The 16,639-nt window shown below is 73.5% G+C and carries 14 protein-coding genes and 5 pseudogenes; 9 read left to right on the forward strand and 10 right to left on the reverse strand.

Annotated elements, in window-relative coordinates; genetic code table 11:
- The first annotated feature begins 23 nt into the window (after nucleotides 1–23).
- Nucleotides 24–938 (forward strand): MBL fold metallo-hydrolase, encoded by a 915-nt coding sequence (locus OV079_RS52115; protein WP_267778122.1) that lies wholly within the window; start codon nucleotides 24–26, stop codon nucleotides 936–938.
- 324 nt (nucleotides 939–1,262) lie between these two features.
- Here OV079_RS52115 and OV079_RS52120 read toward each other — a convergent pair whose 3' ends face one another.
- From OV079_RS52120 to OV079_RS60280, 5 genes and pseudogenes are all read right to left on the reverse strand, one after another.
- Nucleotides 1,263–1,805: a hypothetical protein gene (locus tag OV079_RS52120; RefSeq protein ID WP_267778123.1), complete on the reverse strand. Its 543-nt coding sequence runs from the start codon at nucleotides 1,803–1,805 to the stop codon at nucleotides 1,263–1,265.
- A 198-nt stretch (nucleotides 1,806–2,003) separates the two neighbouring features.
- Nucleotides 2,004–2,282: a hypothetical protein gene (locus OV079_RS52125; protein WP_267778124.1), complete on the reverse strand. Its 279-nt coding sequence runs from the start codon at nucleotides 2,280–2,282 to the stop codon at nucleotides 2,004–2,006.
- Between the two features lie 1,543 nt (nucleotides 2,283–3,825).
- Nucleotides 3,826–4,230 carry a tetratricopeptide repeat protein gene (locus OV079_RS52130; protein ID WP_267778125.1) on the reverse strand — a complete coding sequence of 135 codons (405 nt, stop codon included), beginning with the start codon at nucleotides 4,228–4,230 and terminating at the stop codon, nucleotides 3,826–3,828.
- 76 nt (nucleotides 4,231–4,306) lie between these two features.
- Nucleotides 4,307–5,848: pseudogene (locus OV079_RS60275) on the reverse strand (tetratricopeptide repeat protein); the annotation flags it as partial.
- A pseudogene (locus OV079_RS60280) lies at nucleotides 5,836–6,744 on the reverse strand (serine/threonine-protein kinase); the annotation flags it as partial. The pseudogenes OV079_RS60275 and OV079_RS60280, both read right to left, overlap by 13 nt.
- A 159-nt stretch (nucleotides 6,745–6,903) precedes the next feature.
- Between OV079_RS60280 and OV079_RS52140 the strand changes: the two are divergent.
- On the forward strand, nucleotides 6,904–7,203 hold the full coding sequence (locus OV079_RS52140) for a hypothetical protein (RefSeq protein ID WP_267778128.1): 300 nt from the start codon (nucleotides 6,904–6,906) through the stop codon (nucleotides 7,201–7,203).
- A 213-nt stretch (nucleotides 7,204–7,416) separates the two neighbouring features.
- Nucleotides 7,417–8,544, forward strand: coding sequence for a PAS domain-containing protein (locus OV079_RS52145; protein WP_267778130.1), 1,128 nt, complete (start codon nucleotides 7,417–7,419; stop codon nucleotides 8,542–8,544).
- A 90-nt stretch (nucleotides 8,545–8,634) separates the two neighbouring features.
- Here the strand turns inward: OV079_RS52145 and OV079_RS52150 are convergent, their stop codons facing one another.
- On the reverse strand, nucleotides 8,635–9,330 hold the full coding sequence (locus OV079_RS52150; RefSeq protein WP_267778132.1) for a hypothetical protein: 696 nt from the start codon (nucleotides 9,328–9,330) through the stop codon (nucleotides 8,635–8,637).
- 624 nt (nucleotides 9,331–9,954) lie between these two features.
- Here OV079_RS52150 and OV079_RS52155 point away from each other — a divergent pair.
- The 6 genes and pseudogenes from OV079_RS52155 to OV079_RS52175 all read left to right on the forward strand — a co-directional run bounded on the left by OV079_RS52155 (nucleotide 9,955) and on the right by OV079_RS52175 (nucleotide 13,818).
- Nucleotides 9,955–10,797 (forward strand): hypothetical protein, encoded by an 843-nt coding sequence (locus tag OV079_RS52155; protein WP_267778133.1) that lies wholly within the window; start codon nucleotides 9,955–9,957, stop codon nucleotides 10,795–10,797.
- A gap of 16 nt (nucleotides 10,798–10,813) precedes the next feature.
- Nucleotides 10,814–11,140, forward strand: coding sequence for an anti-sigma factor family protein (locus OV079_RS52160; protein ID WP_267778135.1), 327 nt, complete (start codon nucleotides 10,814–10,816; stop codon nucleotides 11,138–11,140).
- A 284-nt stretch (nucleotides 11,141–11,424) separates the two neighbouring features.
- Nucleotides 11,425–11,850, forward strand: a pseudogene (locus OV079_RS56945) (protein kinase domain-containing protein); the annotation flags it as partial.
- Nucleotides 11,851–11,859: 9 nt separating this feature from the next.
- The gene (locus tag OV079_RS52170) at nucleotides 11,860–13,164 is read left to right on the forward strand and encodes a tetratricopeptide repeat protein (protein ID WP_338089164.1); all 1,305 of its coding nucleotides are present in this window, start codon (nucleotides 11,860–11,862) and stop codon (nucleotides 13,162–13,164) included.
- Nucleotides 13,165–13,276: 112 nt separating this feature from the next.
- Nucleotides 13,277–13,384 (forward strand): annotated as a pseudogene (locus OV079_RS60285) (tetratricopeptide repeat protein); the annotation flags it as partial.
- A 29-nt stretch (nucleotides 13,385–13,413) separates the two neighbouring features.
- Entirely contained in the window at nucleotides 13,414–13,818 is a 405-nt protein-coding gene (locus OV079_RS52175) for a tetratricopeptide repeat protein (RefSeq protein ID WP_276604354.1), read from the forward strand.
- Nucleotides 13,819–13,989: 171 nt separating this feature from the next.
- On the opposite strand, the gene OV079_RS52180 is transcribed toward OV079_RS52175, so the two are convergent.
- The 4 genes and pseudogenes from OV079_RS52180 to OV079_RS52195 form a co-directional block, all read right to left on the reverse strand.
- On the reverse strand, nucleotides 13,990–14,196 hold the full coding sequence (locus OV079_RS52180; RefSeq protein ID WP_267778138.1) for a hypothetical protein: 207 nt from the start codon (nucleotides 14,194–14,196) through the stop codon (nucleotides 13,990–13,992).
- A 79-nt stretch (nucleotides 14,197–14,275) separates the two neighbouring features.
- Nucleotides 14,276–14,716, reverse strand: a complete 441-nt coding sequence (locus OV079_RS52185; RefSeq protein ID WP_267778139.1) for a hypothetical protein — start codon at nucleotides 14,714–14,716, stop codon at nucleotides 14,276–14,278.
- 469 nt (nucleotides 14,717–15,185) lie between these two features.
- Nucleotides 15,186–15,561: pseudogene (locus tag OV079_RS52190) on the reverse strand (VOC family protein).
- A gap of 75 nt (nucleotides 15,562–15,636) precedes the next feature.
- Complete coding sequence (locus tag OV079_RS52195; RefSeq protein ID WP_267778141.1) at nucleotides 15,637–16,443, reverse strand: SDR family NAD(P)-dependent oxidoreductase; 807 nt, start codon at nucleotides 16,441–16,443, stop codon at nucleotides 15,637–15,639.
- Nucleotides 16,444–16,639 lie beyond the last annotated feature (196 nt).

Below are 16,639 nucleotides of genomic sequence, written 5' to 3' on the forward strand. Positions count from 1 at the left end.
GCCGCGCGTCGCCGCCGGCCGAGATGGCGCTGGTCCACCTGCCGACGGGGCTGACGCGGCGCAGCGCCGGCTTCGCCTACCGCGGCGGGGCGTTCTCCGATCGCCGCGAGTTCACGATGAGCGCGGCGCTGGTCCGTCACCCGCGCGGCGATATTTTGATCGACACGGGCTTCGGTCGCGACATCGACGCGCACTTCGGACAGATGCCGCTCTACTTCCGGGCCACGACCCGCTACGAGGCGGCGACGCCAGCGGCCGATCAGCTCGACGCGGCCGGCTACGCGCCAGAGCGCCTGCGCGGCATTCTCCTCACGCACGCGCACTGGGATCACGTCAGCGGCGTGCCCGGCTTCCCCGGGACGCCGGTGCTCGTGCCGGCGGAGGAGCGGGCGTTCATCGCCGAGGGCGGCTCGCTCACCGCGGTGGCGCGGGTTCGCGGAGGCCCGCTACGAGGCATACCGCTTCGACGGCGGGCCCTACCTCGGCTTCCCCGCGAGCCACGATCTGTACGGCGACGGCGCGATCGTGGTGGTGCCGGCCTTCGGTCACACGCCCGGGTCGGTGATCGTGTTCGTCACGCTGCCGGGCGAGCGCCGCTACGCCTTTCTCGGCGATCTGGTGTGGCAGCTCGAGGGCATCACCGAGCGGGCCGAGCGGCCTGGCCGCTGCGCACGCTGGCCGATGCGGACGCGGAGGGAGTGCGCGAGAACCTGCTGCGGGTCGCGGCGATCGCGGCGCGCTTCCCTGAAATCATGCTGGTGCCGGCGCACGACGCCCGAGCTCGCGGCGCTGCCTCGGCTGTGAGGGCAAGTCGCGAGATATGTTTTTGTCCGCGGGACAGTGGGCTGGGAACGTCGCCCGTCTTGGCGATCGGTGTGGCGAGAAAGACTTCGGCTCTGCGGATTGAAGGAATGTGCGGAGTCGATGTCTCAGTGTAAATGGTGATTGGCGGGTGTTGCGACAGACGAAAATCGCGTGTCTTTGCGATGGGCGCAGAGAATTCTCGGCGAGCGCGGCGCGAAGGCGGCTGGTGAAATGACAGCACGTGCGAGGTCGGCTGAGCCGGACGGCGGCTCCAAGCGAGCGGCGCTCGGGTCGCGTGGCCTCCGATGCGAGCGCCCCTCGCATCAGCCCGCGTGAAACGAGCTGTGAGAGGGGGCGCTGGCCGAGGGCGCGGCAATTGTGCGCAGATTTTCTCGGCGAGCGCGGCGCGAAGGCGGGCTGGTGGAATCAGAGGAGTCGCCGGCCGACTGCGCGGCGCGTCAATGGACGCAGGGCTGCGGGGCGCGGAGCGTCAGGGCCGGCTGGTACAGCGGCGCTGCCGGCAGCGATTCGACGAAGCCGAGGATGCCGAGATCGGCGGCGATGTCAGGGCTCTTCAACAATTGGCCATGGTAGCGCAGCTCGAGCGCGGAGCGGCGCTGGTGCCGGCGCGCGGCCTCGAAGCGGCGGCGGAATGCGTCGGGGCTGTAGACGCCGGGGGCGAGGACCGGCTCGCGCCTGTCGCCGCGCGGCAACGCAGGCTCGACCCGGAGCACGTGGACGAACGGATCGTGGCGCGTCAGTCGGACCTGACGCGGCACGATCAGGCTGTTCCAGCGGGCGTCGTCGACGCGCAGGTTGCTGAGCATGGCGAAGCTGTAGCGGTACTTCAGGCCGAGGTAGGGCGAGGAGCCGAGGGCGAGCAGCAGGGCGATCGTGGCGACGGCGAAGCTGCGGTGGTGCGGTCCGCCGGGCAGGCGCAGGCGCGACCGCCTCGGCGCGAGAGACCGCGAGCCGCGGCCGGCGGCGTCGCGCAGGCCCACGGCCGCCAGGCAGGCGGCGAGCAGCAGGACGACCTGGAAGACGGCGAAGATCGACCAGTTGTTGGGCCCGCGGTAGAGGCGTGGAGATCGGCAGCAGGACCAGGCCGACGAGCGCGAGCCATAGGCCGCGCCGCCGCAGCGCGACGGCCAGCGCGGCGACGTCGCGCTCGGGCACGAAGGCGAGGGCGGCGCCGAGGATCAGGGTGTTGAAGGCGGCGGGCCCGATGTGGCCGAGGCCGGCGACCAGGGCGAGGGTCCACGGCAGGCCGAGGCGCGGGTAGAACCACAGCAGCGGGACGGCCAGGGCTTCGAGGGCGACGAGGGTCCACGGCGCAGGGGCGGGGCGGGGACGGCCCAGAACTGGCCGAGCCGCCCGGCCAGGTCGGCGCAGGAGGTGGCGGGCGCGAGGAAGTCGGTGTTGAGCTTGTGCAGGGCCGCGAACCCGAGCGCGGCGCTGACGCAGATTCGCAAGACCACCGCTGACCGGCCGATTCGGCGGACGGGCCGCGATCGTCGAGATGTCCTTCGGACCAGGTGACGCACGCGCTGGCGAGCGCGAGCAGCGGGAGCAGGGCGAACAGGGCGTACTCGTCGACGACCTTGACCATGGGCCCGGCCGCGCCGCGGGCACGGTCCAGCAGAGCCACGACCAGGCGGCGGCGAGCGGGACGAGCAGGACGAGGCGCGGGCCGAGCGCGACGAGGAGGAGGCCGCCCAGGCCGGCGAGGTGAAGCCGAGAGGCCGCGCGCCGAGGTAGTCGAGCAGCGTCGCGGAGCGCAGGCCTTGCAGCCAGTGGAGGAGCATCGCCACGCCGGCGATCCGCCACGCGAGGCGAGTGCCGGCGGCCCCGAGCGGAGCCACGGCGCGCCCGTACGTGCGGGAAGAGCGCTCACGACGTGGGTGCGCCGGTCGTGGTGCGGTGAATCGCGAGCCACCAGAGCGCCGCCAGGCTGGCATGAGCGAAGCACCGCCAGGTTACGGCGGGGCAAGGGTCGATGAAATGTCGAGACTCGTGGAGACAGACGATCGGCGCCGAGTTCGCGGTGCGACTCTGCCGCCGTGACGCATTCGTAATAGTCTTGGATAGAAATGAAAAGCGCCGTGGGGCCGGCGCCGGCGGAGGGACGATCAGGAGCGTGGCAGGGTCCCGGTCGTGCCGGGCCTGAGGTGAATGATCGGACCGCGGACGGAGCCGCGAGGATTGACGGGATGGCCGGGCGGCGCCGGCGTAGGGGACGGACAGGAGCGCGGCAGCGGCGAATCGACGGACCGAGCCGGGCCGGACGGGGCCGCCGCGCTCGCGTGACACCGCGGCGCGGTCACGGCGGGCGCACCGAGGCTCCATGGCAGTTCGCAGCGGAAGGAGGCGCGTCGCCGGGCAATGCAGGGACTCGCCCGCCGCGGCATCGGGGCAATGCTCGTATGCCCCGGTGGACGGTCGCTCGGCTCGTGCGGAGGGCGATGCGCTCCCGGGGGCTGTCGTCGAGCTCGCTTCGCGATTGCCGGGATCGCGCTCGGGCGGGCTCGCGGGCGTGTCGATCGGGGCGAGCGATGCTTCGGGTGGCGCGGGGACGCGGTCAGGCGCAACTCGCAGAGCACCGCGAGGCTCGGGCGAGCGATGGCGTCGGATGTCCGAGGCGGGGCGGAGACGCTGTCAGGCGCAGCTCGCAGAGCACCGCGAGGCTCGGGCGAGCGATGGCGTCGGATGCCCGAGGCGGGGCGGAGACGCTGTCAGGCGCAGCTCGCAGAGCACCGCGAGGCTCGGGCGCGCGATGGCGATGGCGTCCGAGGCAGGGGGACAGGTGCGCTGCGGTCGCCCGTCGGCGATGAACGACACCGCGCCGGTGAACGAGACGATTGCGAGTGGCGCTGTCGGAGTGGGAATCGACGGGCGCAGCGGCGTGTGGCGGGGAGTCGGCGCGAGGGTGAGCGGTCATGTCCCGAAGAGCATGCTTTAAAGCATGTCGATCGGGACATGTGCATGAGCACATGTCTCGAGTGATATGATGGGATCTGCGACTCACGGGGCCGGGTGGCTGGCCAGCCACTTGCCCACGCTGGCGCGCGCGTCTTCGGTGCCGGGGGCCGTGGGGTAGGTCGTGGCGGCCTGCTCGGCCAGGGCGCGGGCGCGGGTGCGGTCGCCGTTCGCGTCCCACAGGGCGCGGGCGACCGCGAAGCGGGCCTCGGCGAGCTCCTCGGGCTGGACCTGCGCGGCCTCGCGGATCGCCAGCGCTCGCTCGAGCTCGGGCACCGCCTCGGCGGCGCGGCCGAGGCCGATCAGGGCGTCGCCGCGGCCGAGCAGGGTGTGGGCGACGCTCGCGTGGTCGGGGCCCAGGACCTGCTCCTGGCTGGCGAGGGCGCGGGCGAACAGCTTCAGCGCGTCCTCGTGCGCGCCGCCGGCGGTGAGCTGGCCGAGGCCGGCCACGCTCGCGACCGTCGACGGGTGGTGGGCCGAGCCGGCGCTCGTAGATCGCCAGGGCGCGCTTCAGCAGGCGCGTCGCCTCGGCGTCGTCGCCGGTGTCGTAGCGGACGGTGGCGAGGTTGTGCAGCGTGTCGGCGACCACCGGGTGGTCGGGGCCGAGCGCCCGCTCCTGGATCGCCAGGGCCCGCAGGAACAGCCGCGCGGCCTCGTCGTAGACGCCGGTGGCCTCGTACACGAGGGCGAGGTTGCACAGCGAGGTGGCGACCGAGACGTGCTCGCGGCCGAAGGTGGCCTCGCGGATCGCCAGGGCGCGGGTGAGGGCGGCGATCGCCGGGTCGTAGGTGCCGAGGGACTCGTGGACCAGCGCGATGTTGTTGAGGGTGGTGGCGACCTGCGGGTGGTCCTCGCCCAATACCTGCTCGTAGATCGCCAGGGAGCGGGCGTAGAGCGCGCGGCCTCGTCGATGGCCCCGGTCGCGTAGCGCACACCGGCGAGGTTGTTGACGCTGTCGGCGACGCGCGGGTGCTGCTCGCCGAGGGCGGCCTCGCGGGCGGCGAGGACGCGGGCGTAGAGGTCGACGGCCGCGCCGAGCTCGCCGCCGACGTACTGGACGCCGGCGAGGTTGCTGTCGAGGTCGGCCTGCTCGAGCGGGTGGGCGCCGGCCAGCAGCGCGAGCTGGGTCCGCGCCGACTCGGCCCACACCTTGCCCTCGGCCAGCCGCGAGCCGCGGTAGCCGACCACGAACACCAGCTCGGTGCTGGCCTGCAGGGCGAGGCGGGCCGAGCGAGCCTCGCGGGCGGCCGCCAGCGCGCGCAGGAGGCCGGCCTCGGCCTCGGCGTAGGCGCCGGTGTGCTCGGCCAGGCCGGCGGCGCGCAGCTCGGCCTGGGCGACCAGGGCCAGCCAGCCGACGACCACGGCCGCGTGCAGGGCCTCGCGCGCGACCGGCAGGCCCTCGGCGTAGCGCCCGGCGGCCGCCAGCGAGCCGGCCCGGGCCAGCCGGGCGCGCACCGCCGAGATCTGCGCGCGCTGGTCGAAGCGCAAGAGCGGCCGCTCGCGCAGGTAGGTCGGGTCGGCGCACGGCTCGGGGTGGCGAGCGCGGCGGCGGCGCTGGTGGCCTCGGTGAGGCTGGCCGCGTCGACGCGCCGCAGCTCGCCGACGAGCGCGACGAAGTTGCCGCGGGCCTCGGCGAGGCAGTCGACCGCGCGGGCGTACTGCTCGCCGTCCCAGGTGGCTTCGAGGCGGTTCGCGCGGCAGGCGGCGTCGGCGACCGCGTGCCACGAGGCGGCCCAGCGGTCGAGCCACGGCGCGGCGCGGGCGAGGTGGCGGCGGCGTGGGCCGCTCCGGTGGCGAGAAAGGCCTGCTCGAGCGCGGCGCGGGCCGGCTCGTCCCAGTCGGCGAACACGGCCGAGGCGGCGGCGTCGCAGGCGGCGATCGTGCGCCGCTCGGCGACCTCGGCCGCGCCGACGCCGGCCGAGAGCAGCGCGAGCGCGCCGGCGACGAGCGCGAGGGTCCGGCGCCGGCGGGTCGGGTCGGCGCGCAGGGCCTGCGGCAGCGCCCGCGTGTCGGCGAAGCGGGCCGCGCGGTCGCGCGAGAGGCGCGCTCCAGCACCCTGCGCAGCCACTGCGGCGCGCGGGCCCGCGGCGGCGGGGTGACGACGCCGGCGGTGACGCTGGCCATCAGGGTCGGCAGGGTGTCGCCGGCGAACGGCCGCTGGCCGTAGAGCGCCTCCCAGGCGGTCGCGCACAGGGCGAACTGGTCGGAGCGGGCGTCGACGGGCTCGCCCAGGAACTGCTCCGGCGCCATGAAGGCCGGCGTGCCCATGATCGCCCCGGTGTGGGTGAGCACGGTCGTCCCGCTCGCGCCCGCGAGCTCGCCCGCCGGCGCCGCCGAGGCCTCGGCGCGCGCGAGCCCGAAGTCCATCAGGCGCACGCGACCGTCGCCGCCGACCATGATGTTGTCGGGCTTGATGTCGCGGTGGACCAGGCCCTTCGCGTGGGCCGCGGCGAGGCCCTCGCCGGCCGCGATCACGACCGCGAGGATCTCCTGCCACGTGCGCGGCGCGGCCGTGAGCCACGCGCCGAGCGTCTGGCCGTCGACGAATTCCATGGCGAGGTAGACGCGATCCTCGAAGGTGCCGACGTCGTGGATCTTCACCACGTCGGGGTGGTCGAGCCGGGCCAGCGCCTGGGCCTCGCGCAGCCGGACCTGCGCCGCCGAGGGATCGCCGGCGGCCGTGTGCTTGAGCAGCTTGACCGCGACCTTGCGGTCGAGCAGGTCGTCGTAGCAGGCGTACACCACGCCCATGGCCCCGCGGCCGACCTGGCCCAGCACGGTGAAACGACCGATCCGCAGCGGCCCGCCGCGCCCGGGGAACAGGGCCCGCTTGACGATCTCCTTGTCGACCGGCGTGCCCGCGCCCGGCGGCGGCGGGCGCAGCTCGACCTCGCCCGAGTCGGTGTTCGTCCCTTGACCGGTGGCGGCGAGGGTCGCCCCCAGGCTCTCGTCCTCGCCGGTCATCGGAGCGGAGGATCAGTGTCGGACGCGCCGGGGTCAGTGCGTGAAATCGCCACGGGAGCGCGGGCGATTTCGCGGCCTTCTGCGTGCAGGCGCGCCGAGACCCGGGCGCCGGCGCGGGGGTCCCCGCGCCGGACGTCGGGGTCGCAGTACACTGACCGCGTGAACGGATACCTGCAGGCCCTCGCCGGCGCGGCCGACCAGCTGCGCGACGTGACGTTCTTGCGGCTGCTCCTGCCGGTGCTGCTGGTGGTCGGCGTGGCGCTGACGATCCGCTGGGGCGTGCGCGGGGTGATCGGGCGCCGCACCGTCCTGTACGGCCGCGCCGCGAGCGGCCGCTTGCTCCACGGCGAGGTCGAGGGCGGCGTCGCGGTCGTGGTCGGTGTCCTCCACTTCGTGTGTGCCGCCGCGATGCTCGCCACCCTCGGCCCGCTGTCGCTCTATCTTTGGTGGCCGCGCTGAGGCTGGATGTCCGAAGGGACAGGTCGCATCCGCGCCGCCGGTGACATGTCCGATCGGCCAGATGGGCGATCGTGCGCTGTCTGCATCCGGAGAGCCGATGATTGGGCGGCGCCTCGCCGGCCTGGCGCATCATGTGGGAGATCGGCGCACGCAGGCGGAACGGAGTCCGCACGCCGTCCACGCCGGTCGGCGCATGATAGATAAGGACCGACGATGGACGAACGGAGCAAGCGCGGCCCGCACGTGGTGATCGAGGTGGACGAGGCGCTGCGGGTGACCGGGTGGAGTCGCCGCGCGGAGCAGGTGTTCGCGGCGGCGGAGGCGGAGGTGCTGGGGCGCGGGCTCGGCGAGGTCGTGCCGCTCGTGGCCGGCGACTGGGCCGCGCTGCTGGCGGAGGACCGCGAGGCGCCGGAGGTCGAGGCGGTGCGGCGCGGCGGCGAGGTGCTGTATTTCCAGGCGTGGTGGCAATCCGAGCGCGACGCCGACGGGCGCGCGACGGGGGCGACGATCCACGGCCACGACGTCTCCGATCGCATCGGCCGCTACCGCCGCGCCGCGCTGGCCGAGAAGATGTTCGAGGCGGTGATCGAGAACCTCGACGTCTCGGTGTGGGCGCTCGACAAGGCCGGCAACTACCTGTTCCAGGACGGCAAGGGCATGCAGGCGGTCGGGCTGTCGCCGCAGCACTTCGTCGGCCGCAACATCTTCGAGGCGTTCCCGGACCACCCCGGCCACGGCGTGGTGAGGCGGGCGCTCGCCGGCGAGGCCTACCGCGGCGAGGAGGTCGAGGTGCTCGGGGTGCCTTGGCGCAACTGGTACGTGCCGGTCGCCGACCCCGGAGACAGCGGGGCGGCGATGGTCGGCATCTCGTTCGACCTCCGCGAGTCGCTGCGCCGCGAGGCCGAGCTGCAGGGCAAGATCGACCTGATCGAGAAGCAGCAGGAGGTGATCCGCGAGCTCTCGACGCCGATCATCGAGGTGTGGGACGGCATCATCACGGTGCCGATCCTCGGCCTCGTCGACAGCGTGCGCACCGCCGAGATCATGGACGAGCTGCTGCAGGCCGTCGGCCGCCTGCGCGCCCGCTTCGCCATCCTCGACCTCACCGGCGTCGAGGTCGTCGACACCGGCACCGCGAGCCACCTGATCGCGATGATCCGCGCGATCGGCCTGCTCGGCGCCGAGGGCGTGCTGACCGGCATCCACCCGCGGATCGCCCAGACCATGGTGGCGATCGGCGTCGACCTGTCGCACGTGGCGGTCCACGCCCGCCTGCGCGACGCGCTGCAGCACTGCATCGCCCGGCTCGGCGAGCAGAAGGCCGGGCGCGCGGCGAAGTAAGATGTCCGCAGGGACATGTGCTCGCATTGGCGGGGACGCGGCCCCGCCGATGATGTGCGTGCAGTGGCGGGGACGCGGCCCCGCCGGTGCTCACGGCAGCTCGGCGGCGAGCTTCTCGTAGACGTCGGCGGAGGGTCCGCCGAGCACCAGGCGATCGACGTGGACCGCCTCGCTGTTGCGCCAGCCGAGCAGCGTCACCAGGCCCTTCGGGCTGAAGTGCGCGGTGGCCGGCAGCACCGTGATGTCGTCGGGATACGCGGCGTTGCGCAGCTCGGCGACGTACTTGTCGCCCTGGGCGTAGATCAGCACGTCGAGGGTGTTCTCGACGCCGCGGTCGAGCGGGAACAGGGCCTCGGCGTGGTCCTGCCACTGGGACTCGGCGATGCGGGTGCGGAACACCTGCTCGTCGGCGGTGAGGAGCCCGAGAGACATGGCGCCGGTCTCGAACGCGGCGTCGGCCGGCAGACGGGACGTGATCTCGAACATGTCCTCTTCGGGGATGCCGACCATCGGCGGGGTCAGCCGCAGGCGCGCGCACAGCAGGGCGTCGCCGTACTCCAGCTTGGACCAGGTCGGGCTGTAGTTGTCCCACCAGTCCATGGTCATCGGGTGCGGGCCGAAGTTCAGCGCGCCGCCGGCCAGGGTCGGCGCGGCCCAGGTGCCCTTCCAGTGGGCGTCGTACTGCGCCTGGACGTCGAACTCCTCGACGTAGGGGGGACCGCGAACAGCTCGTCGGGACAGCCGACGAAGCAGTTCAGCAGGGGGCCCGCGCTGTCCGGTCCGCACGGGTCCACGCCGGTGTCGCCGGTGTCGCCGGTCTCGCCGTCGGTGGTGTCGGTGGTGTCGGCGGCGCTCGTGGACGTGCTCGTGCCGTCCTCCGTGGTCTCGCCGGTGCTGGTGCCGGGGCTGGTGCTGGTGCTGGTGCTGGTGGCCGTGTCGTCGCTCGTCGAGGTGACGGGCGAGGTGCTGTCCGTGCCGGTGTCGGCCGTCGAGGTCGAGGTCGGGACGGTCGTGTCGGCGGTCGTCGTCGTCTCGTCGCCCGCGGTCGTCCCGGTCGGCTCGGGGCCCGTGGGGTCCCGACGGTGCTGCCCGACTCCGAGGTGGCGGCGTCGGTCGCACCGGGGGTCTGGGCGTCATCGCCGCAAGCGGCGCCTGCGAGCAGCACGAGGCAAAGGGAGAGTCGGGACGGGCCGTCTTTCGGGAGATGTGAAGGACATGTTCGCTTCTCCGGGCACGAGGCCCGGTCCGACAGGAGACGGGGACCGACCTGACGATTTGCGGGTTTTTTTTCGAGCTCCGTCGCGCGCGGAGGCACTGCGCAGGCCGGGGCGTCCACACGCGTCGATCCGGGATAACCTGACCCATTTGTCGCGCCCGGGGCTCGCGGTTTGTCGCTTAGGATCCTCGCCCATGCGCCTCTCCACGCGCTTGCTGTCGCTGCTCGGCGGAGCGCGGGGCCGTGACGCGGAGGCGGTCGAGCGGCTGCTCGCCGGGGCGATCGACGACGCCACTCGCCGCTGGCCCGGCGTCAGCCTCGAGCCGGAGACGTTCGTGGCCTGGGTCGCCGCGCGGGTGCCCGCGGGCTCGGAGCCGGTCGAGGAGGCGCTGGCGAAGCTGCGGCTGGCGGAGCTGTTCCTCGCGTGCGCGTGCGCGGCCGGCTCGGCGGCGGCGATCGCAGCCTTCGACGCCGAGTTCATCGCCCGCGACCGACGCACCTCGGACGACGAGAAGCAGGTCATCCGCCAGAAGCTGTTTTTGGCCCACGGCGACACGCCGGCCCGGATCGCGCGCTACGGCGGGCGCGGCGAGCTCGGCGGCTGGGTGCGGACGGTGGCGGCGAGGGTCGCGATCGACAGCGCCCGGCCGGCCCGCGAGCAGCCCACCGACGACGACCTGCTCGACGCCCTCAGCGTCGATCCGGGGCACAGCCCGGGATTGGCGCAGCTCAAGCAGGACGCGCGCCAGATCGTGCAAGCCGCGCTGAACGGGGCGATCACCGGGTTGCCGGCGCGCGACCGGATGCTCTTGCTCCAGTATCACCTCGACGGGGTCGGGGTGGTCGAGCTCGGGCGTCTCTTCAACGTGGCGCCCTCGACCATCAGCCGCAATCTGGCCCGGATCCGCGGCCTCTTGCTGGCGCAGGTGCGGCGGTCGTTGATGAGCCACCACAAGCTGTGGGGCGACGAGCTCGAGCGCTTACTCGAGTTCGCCCAGAGCCAGCTCAGCGTCGGCGGCGTGATCGACCGGAGCTGAGGCGCGGGCAGGCCCGGTGGACACGCCCGGCGCGGCGCCCTATCTCTTGCCGGCGATGGTCTGCCCCGAGGAGAACACCATCACCGAGTTCGTGGCCGGGATGCTCTCGCCGGAGGAGAGCAGCCGCGTCGAGGCGCACGCGGCCGCGTGCCCCGGGTGTCGCAGGTTGTTGTCGGCGCTCGCCCGCTCGCGCGCGGCTTCGACGTCCTTCACGGGGCCCGACGAGGACGTCGCGTCGCACCGCTCGCTGGCGCGAGGCGCCCTCGTGGGCCGCTACGTCGTGCTAGAGACGCTGGGGGTCGGCGGCGCGGGGGTCGTTTATGCGGCGTACGATCCGAGCTGAACCGCAAGGTCGCGCTGAAGCTCCTGCGCAGCCCGGCGTTCGAGCGCTCGCACGAGCCGCGCGGCCGGTTGATGCGCGAGGCGCAGGCGCTGGCGCGGCTGTCCCATCCCAACGTGGTCGCGGTGTACGACGTGGGCACGTTCGGCTCGAGCGTGTTCATCGCCATGGAGCTGATCGAGGCGTGACGCTCGCCGCCTGGCTGGCGCAGCGCAGGCACTCGTGGCGCGCCATCGTGGAGATCTTCAAAAAGGTCGGGCAGGGGCTGGCGGCGGCGCGCGGAGGGGCTCATCCACCGCGACTTCAAGCCGGCCAACGTGCTCGTCGGTCGCGACGGGCGGGTCTGCGTGGTCGACTTCGGCCTCGTCCGCTCGAGCGCCGCGCGCACCGAATCGGAGGTCTCGATCTCCGCGGAGGCCGTCGAGCCGTTCGACGAGATCACGCAGGCGGGGGCGTTCCTCGGGACCCCCGCTTACATGGCGCCGGAGCAGTTCGAGAACAGCGTGGTCGATGCGAGCGCCGATCAATTCAGCTTCTGCGTGGCGTTGTTCGCGGCGCTGTATCAGCGGCGGCCGTACTCGATCAACACCCGCGAGGTGATCCGCGCCGAGGCGCAGCGGGGCAAGCTGCCCGTCGTGGAAGGCGGGCCGCCGGTGCCTGCATTCGTCCGCCGGGTGTTGGAGCGCGGCCTTCGCCTGGCGCCGGAGGAGCGCTTCCCGTCGATGGGGGCCCTGCTCGCCGCGCTGTCGCGCGACCCGCGGCAGACCTGGCGGCGGGCGGCCCTCGCGGGGCTCGGGGTCGGCGCGCTGGCGGCGTCGATCGTCGCGGCGGCGCAATTCGCCGGCGAGCCGGCGCCGCTGTGTCAGGGGAGCGCGGCGAAGTTCGCCCAGGTGTGGAGCGACGAGGCGCGCGGGGCGATCCACGCCAGGTTCGCGGCGACCGGCGTGGCCCACGCCGAGGACATCTGGGACACGGTGTCGCGCACCCTGGATTCGTATGGGCGCGGCTGGGCGGCGATGCACACCGACGCGTGCGAGGCGACGCGGGTCCGCGGCGAACAGTCCGATGAATTGCTGTCGCTGCGGATGCTGTGCCTGGACCGGCGATTGACGGAGGTGCGCACATTGACGGCGCTGCTCGGGGCGGTGGACGCCGACGGGGTCACGAAGGCGGTCGACGCGGCCTTCGGCCTGACGAGCGTCACGGCGTGCGCGAACCTCGAGGCGCTGCGCATGCCCGTGCGGGCCCCGGAGGGCGGCGAGCAGGCCGCGGAGGCGCGCGCGATCGAGACGATGCTGGCGCAGGCCAAGTTCCTGGCGTCGCTCGGGCGCCACGAGGCAGGGCTCGCCGAGGCCGCGCGGGCGGTCGAGCGGGCCCGGGCGCTCGCCCACCCGCCGACCGAGGCGGAGGCGCTCGAGGCTCTGGGTGGCATCCAGCGGAGGCCGTCGATCCGAAGGCCGCCGAGTCCACGCTGCGCGCGGCGTATGCGACGGCCCACGCGGGGCGGCACGATCGAGTCGCGGCGCGGGCCGCCATCGGCCTGGTGTTCGTGGTCGGTTCGCAGCTGTTCGACCCGCTGGCGGGCCGCGAGTGGGCCTTCACGCGCGGGCCGCCCTCGCGCGGTGGGGCGCAGATCCGGGCTCGAAGGATCGCTGCACGCGAACTTCGGCAGCCTGCTCTACAACGCCGGCGACTTCCCGGCGGCGCGGGCCGAGTTCGCGGAGTCGCTGGCGCTCCGCGAGCAGGCGCTCGGCGAGGAGCACCGCCACCGCGCAGTCGCTCGAGCTGGTGGCGATCGCCGCCAGCGCCCAGGGCGACGCCGAGGCGGCCACGCCCACCTGCGCCGCGCGACGGCGCTGTCGCGGAAGCTGTTCGGCGCGAAGCACCCGGCGTACGGGGCGATCCTCGTGCGCACGGGCAATCAGCTGATGCTCGAGGACAGGGCGGCCGAGGCCGAGGCGCTGTTCGCCGAGGCGCTGGCGATCGTGGAGGCGGCGCGCGGCAGGACCATCCGCAGGTGGCGGTGATCCTGCTGAACACGAGCGGCGCGCTGCGCAAGCTGGGAACGGGCGCGCAGCCCTCGACGCGGCGAGGCGAGCGCTCCGCAGCTTCGAGGCCACCGAGGGGGCGCGCCCGCTGGTGGCCGACGCGCTGTCGGCGATCGGGCGCGCCGAGAGCGATCTCGGAGAGCTCGACGCGGCGCTCGCCGCCCATCGCTCGGCGCTGGCGATCTACGAGGAAGTGTTCGGGGCGGAGCACGAGCAGGTCAGCAGTCGCTGGAGAACCTCGGCGACGTGCTCCTGCGCCGAAATGAGGTCATGGCGGCGCTGGACCACTACGAGCGGGCGCTGGCCCTGCGCGAGAAGGCCCTCGGCGCCGAGTTCATCGACAACGCGTTCGCGCTCGCGGGCATCGGCGAGGCGCACGTGATGCGCGGCGAGGCGGCGGCGGCGATAGCTCCGCTCGAGCGGGCGCAGGCGTTGCTGGAGAAGCACCGGATCTTCCCGTCGCTCCTGGCACGAGTGGACTTCCTGCTCGCGCGCGCCCTGGGGGACGCCGGCCGCAGCCAGGAACAGGCGCAGCGCCTGGCCGCTCGCGCGCAGGCGGGCTTTCGCGCGCTGGCCACGCCGGTCGGCGACGCGGACGCGAGGCGCGTCGCCGATTGGCTGGCGAGTCATTGACTTCGTGCGTCACGAAGTCGGTCGCTCGCCGGACGCGACGCGTCGGTGAGCGGTGGCGCGAGGGACCACGCGCCGACGCTTCGGTCGCCGACGCGAATGCGCGGTGATTGGCTGGCGAGCCACGAATGATGGGTACGCCGGTCCGACGATTCGTCGGACCGGCGCCTGTGATCATTCGAATTTGCAGCAGCTGGCCATCTTGTCGAAGATCGCGTCGCCCTCGGCGCACACGTTGTCGGCCGGGCACTGGGCGACCTCGACGCCGTCCACGCTGCAGACGCAGGTCTCGGCGTCGCAGAAGATCTCCTGGGTCGGCGCGTCGGGGCAGAACGTGCTCCGCCGCAGCCGTCGCTCTCCTCGCTCACGGCCTGGGTGCATTCCTGGCCGCCGCCTGCGCAGTCTTCCACCGCCGCGAGCTCGGCCGCGCACGCTCTTCGCCATCGAGCTCCGGCGCAGGTCAGCTGGGCGATGCACTGGACGAAGACGAGGTTGAGGGGCACGCACTCGGCCTCGAGCCACTGGAACTCGCTGGCGCAGTCCTGGGCGCACTCGGCGAGCGAGCCGTCGCCTCCGCCCTCGCACTCGAACATGAGCTTGCAAGCGTCCTCGCAGGCGCCTGGTGCTCGGGGTCGACGGGGCCGGTGGTGTCGCTGCCGGTGTCGTCGCCGCTGGTGGCGACCGTGGGCTCGTCGTTCCCGGTGGTCGCGCCGTCGTCGGTGGCGCTCGAGGTCGGCGACTCGTCGGTGGTCGAGGCGTCGGTGGTGGAGGCGTCGGTGGTGGAGGCGTCGGTGGTCGAGGCCGAGGCGGTGCCGCTGTCGGTGTCGCCCGGCTTGGGGTCACAGGCGCCGGTGAGGAACAGGAAGGTAAGGGTAAGGAAGGAGAGGCTAGAGCGCAGCATGATGTTATCCGTGAGAGGGGCGAGCCGTCGGGGTCCGTTCCGCCGCGGCGCCGCTCGGCCCGTGGAGTCGCCGCCGCCGGGAGAAAAATTGCCGGCTCGCTGCAAGTCGTCGCGGCGCGAGGGCGAGGCGTTCGCGCACCCGGACAGCGCTGCTCCCGCGAGCGCGATCCGCAAGCGGCGACCAGGCGCGCCACGACGGCGAGGGCAGACGGGCACGCGGGGGGCGGGCCAGCACCAGGCGGGTCGCGTGCGCTCGCGGCGGGCCGCGGCTCCGACGTCGAGGCGCGTCATCCGCTCGCGGAAGGGGGCCGATCGCGAGGTCGACGCTGCGGCCTGCCGCGGCTCCGGCGTCGACGCGCGTCATCCGCTCGCGGAAGGGGCCGTCGACTGCGAGGCGAACCGCGGCTCCGGCGTCGACGCGCGTGATTCGCCCGCGGAGGGGGCCGTCGACTGCGAGGCGAACCGCGGCTCAGGCGTCGACGCGCGTCATCAGCTCGAGGAAGTGGCCGTTCGGGTCGGCGAAGTACACGCGGCGGCCGTCGCGGTCGTAGTGGCTGATCCGATTGTCGAAGCCGCCGTGCGGGCTCGAGGCGAACGGCAGGCCGGCGGCGCGGACGCGGGCGAAGATCGCGTCGAACTCGGCGTCGTCGACGAGGAACGCGTAGTGGTGCGACTCGAAGCCGTCGTCGTCGCCGAAGTCGAGCGTCAGGGAGTCGTTGACGCGCACCGCGGCGAACGGGCCGACCTCCCCGGCGTAGCGCACGCCGAAGAAGCTCGGCGAAGAACTTGGCCGACGCGACCTTGTCGTGGGCCGGCACGATCGTGTGATTGAGGGTGATCGCCATCGTCGATCAGCGTAGCGCGGGAGGCCCGGGTGTCAGGCGCCACGGCCGAGCCCGCTGCGGTCCGCCGTCACTCGTTCATCTCGTAATCGGCGCGCATGAGCCATTCGAACAGCGATTCGGGGATGAGCCGACGGGCCCGCGGGACCCACACGGCGTCGTCGCCGAGGCGGTAGCGCAGGCGCGGCCGGCGAGCGGCGAGGATCCGCAGGAGCAGCTCGGCGAAGCGCAGCGGGTCGGGGCCGGATTGCTCGGCGCGGGCCATGATGTCGATCGCGCGATCACGGGCGGCGGCGTACGCGGCCACACCCCGGCCGCCCGCTCGCGCGCGGCCGTGCCGGCGGTCTTGAAGTCGCCCGGCTCGATCAGCGACACGTGAATGCCGAACCGGCGCACCTCCTGGCGCAGGCCCTCGCTGAGGCCCTCGACGGCGAACTTGCTGGCCGAGTAGTGGGCGTGGAACGGCACGCCGACGAGGCCGGCGAGCGAGGAGACGTTGACGATCCGGCCGCCGCCCTGGGCGCGCATCACCGGCAGGACTGCCCGCACCATCCGCGCCATGCCGAAGAAGTTGGTGTCGAACTGGGCCTTCGCCTCGTCGATCGCGGTCTCCTCGACGGCGCCCGCGAGGGTGTAGCCGGCGTTGTTGACGAGGACGTCGATCCGCCCGGCGCGCTGCATCACGGCGTCGACGCAGGCGGCCACCGAGGCGTCGCTGCGCACGTCGAGCGGCAGCATCTCGACGCCGCCCGGGGTGTCGTGGCCGGCGGCGCGCCGACTGGTGCCGAACACGCGACAAGGCCCGCGCGCGGCCAGGAGCCGCGCGGCAGCCTCGCCGAACCCGGACGATGCGCCGGTGATGAGGACGACTGTTCCCTCGCGCACGCGGCCTCCTGAGCCCGGCGGAGGGTAGCGCGCGGTGGCGGTGCGCGAGGCTCGGGCTCGCGGGCCGCGAAGTGAGCTCGAGAGCGAGCGCGGACGAGGTGGCGATCGCCGAGGCGAGGGTCGAGCTCCGCGGCGAGCTCGGTGACGGGGTCGCCGGAGCTTGGGGACATGTCCGATCGGACATGTCACTCGGGTC

It is taken from the genome of Nannocystis pusilla (genome assembly GCF_026626665.1).
GTDB classification, from domain to species: Bacteria; Myxococcota_A; Polyangia; order Nannocystales; family Nannocystaceae; genus Nannocystis; species Nannocystis pusilla.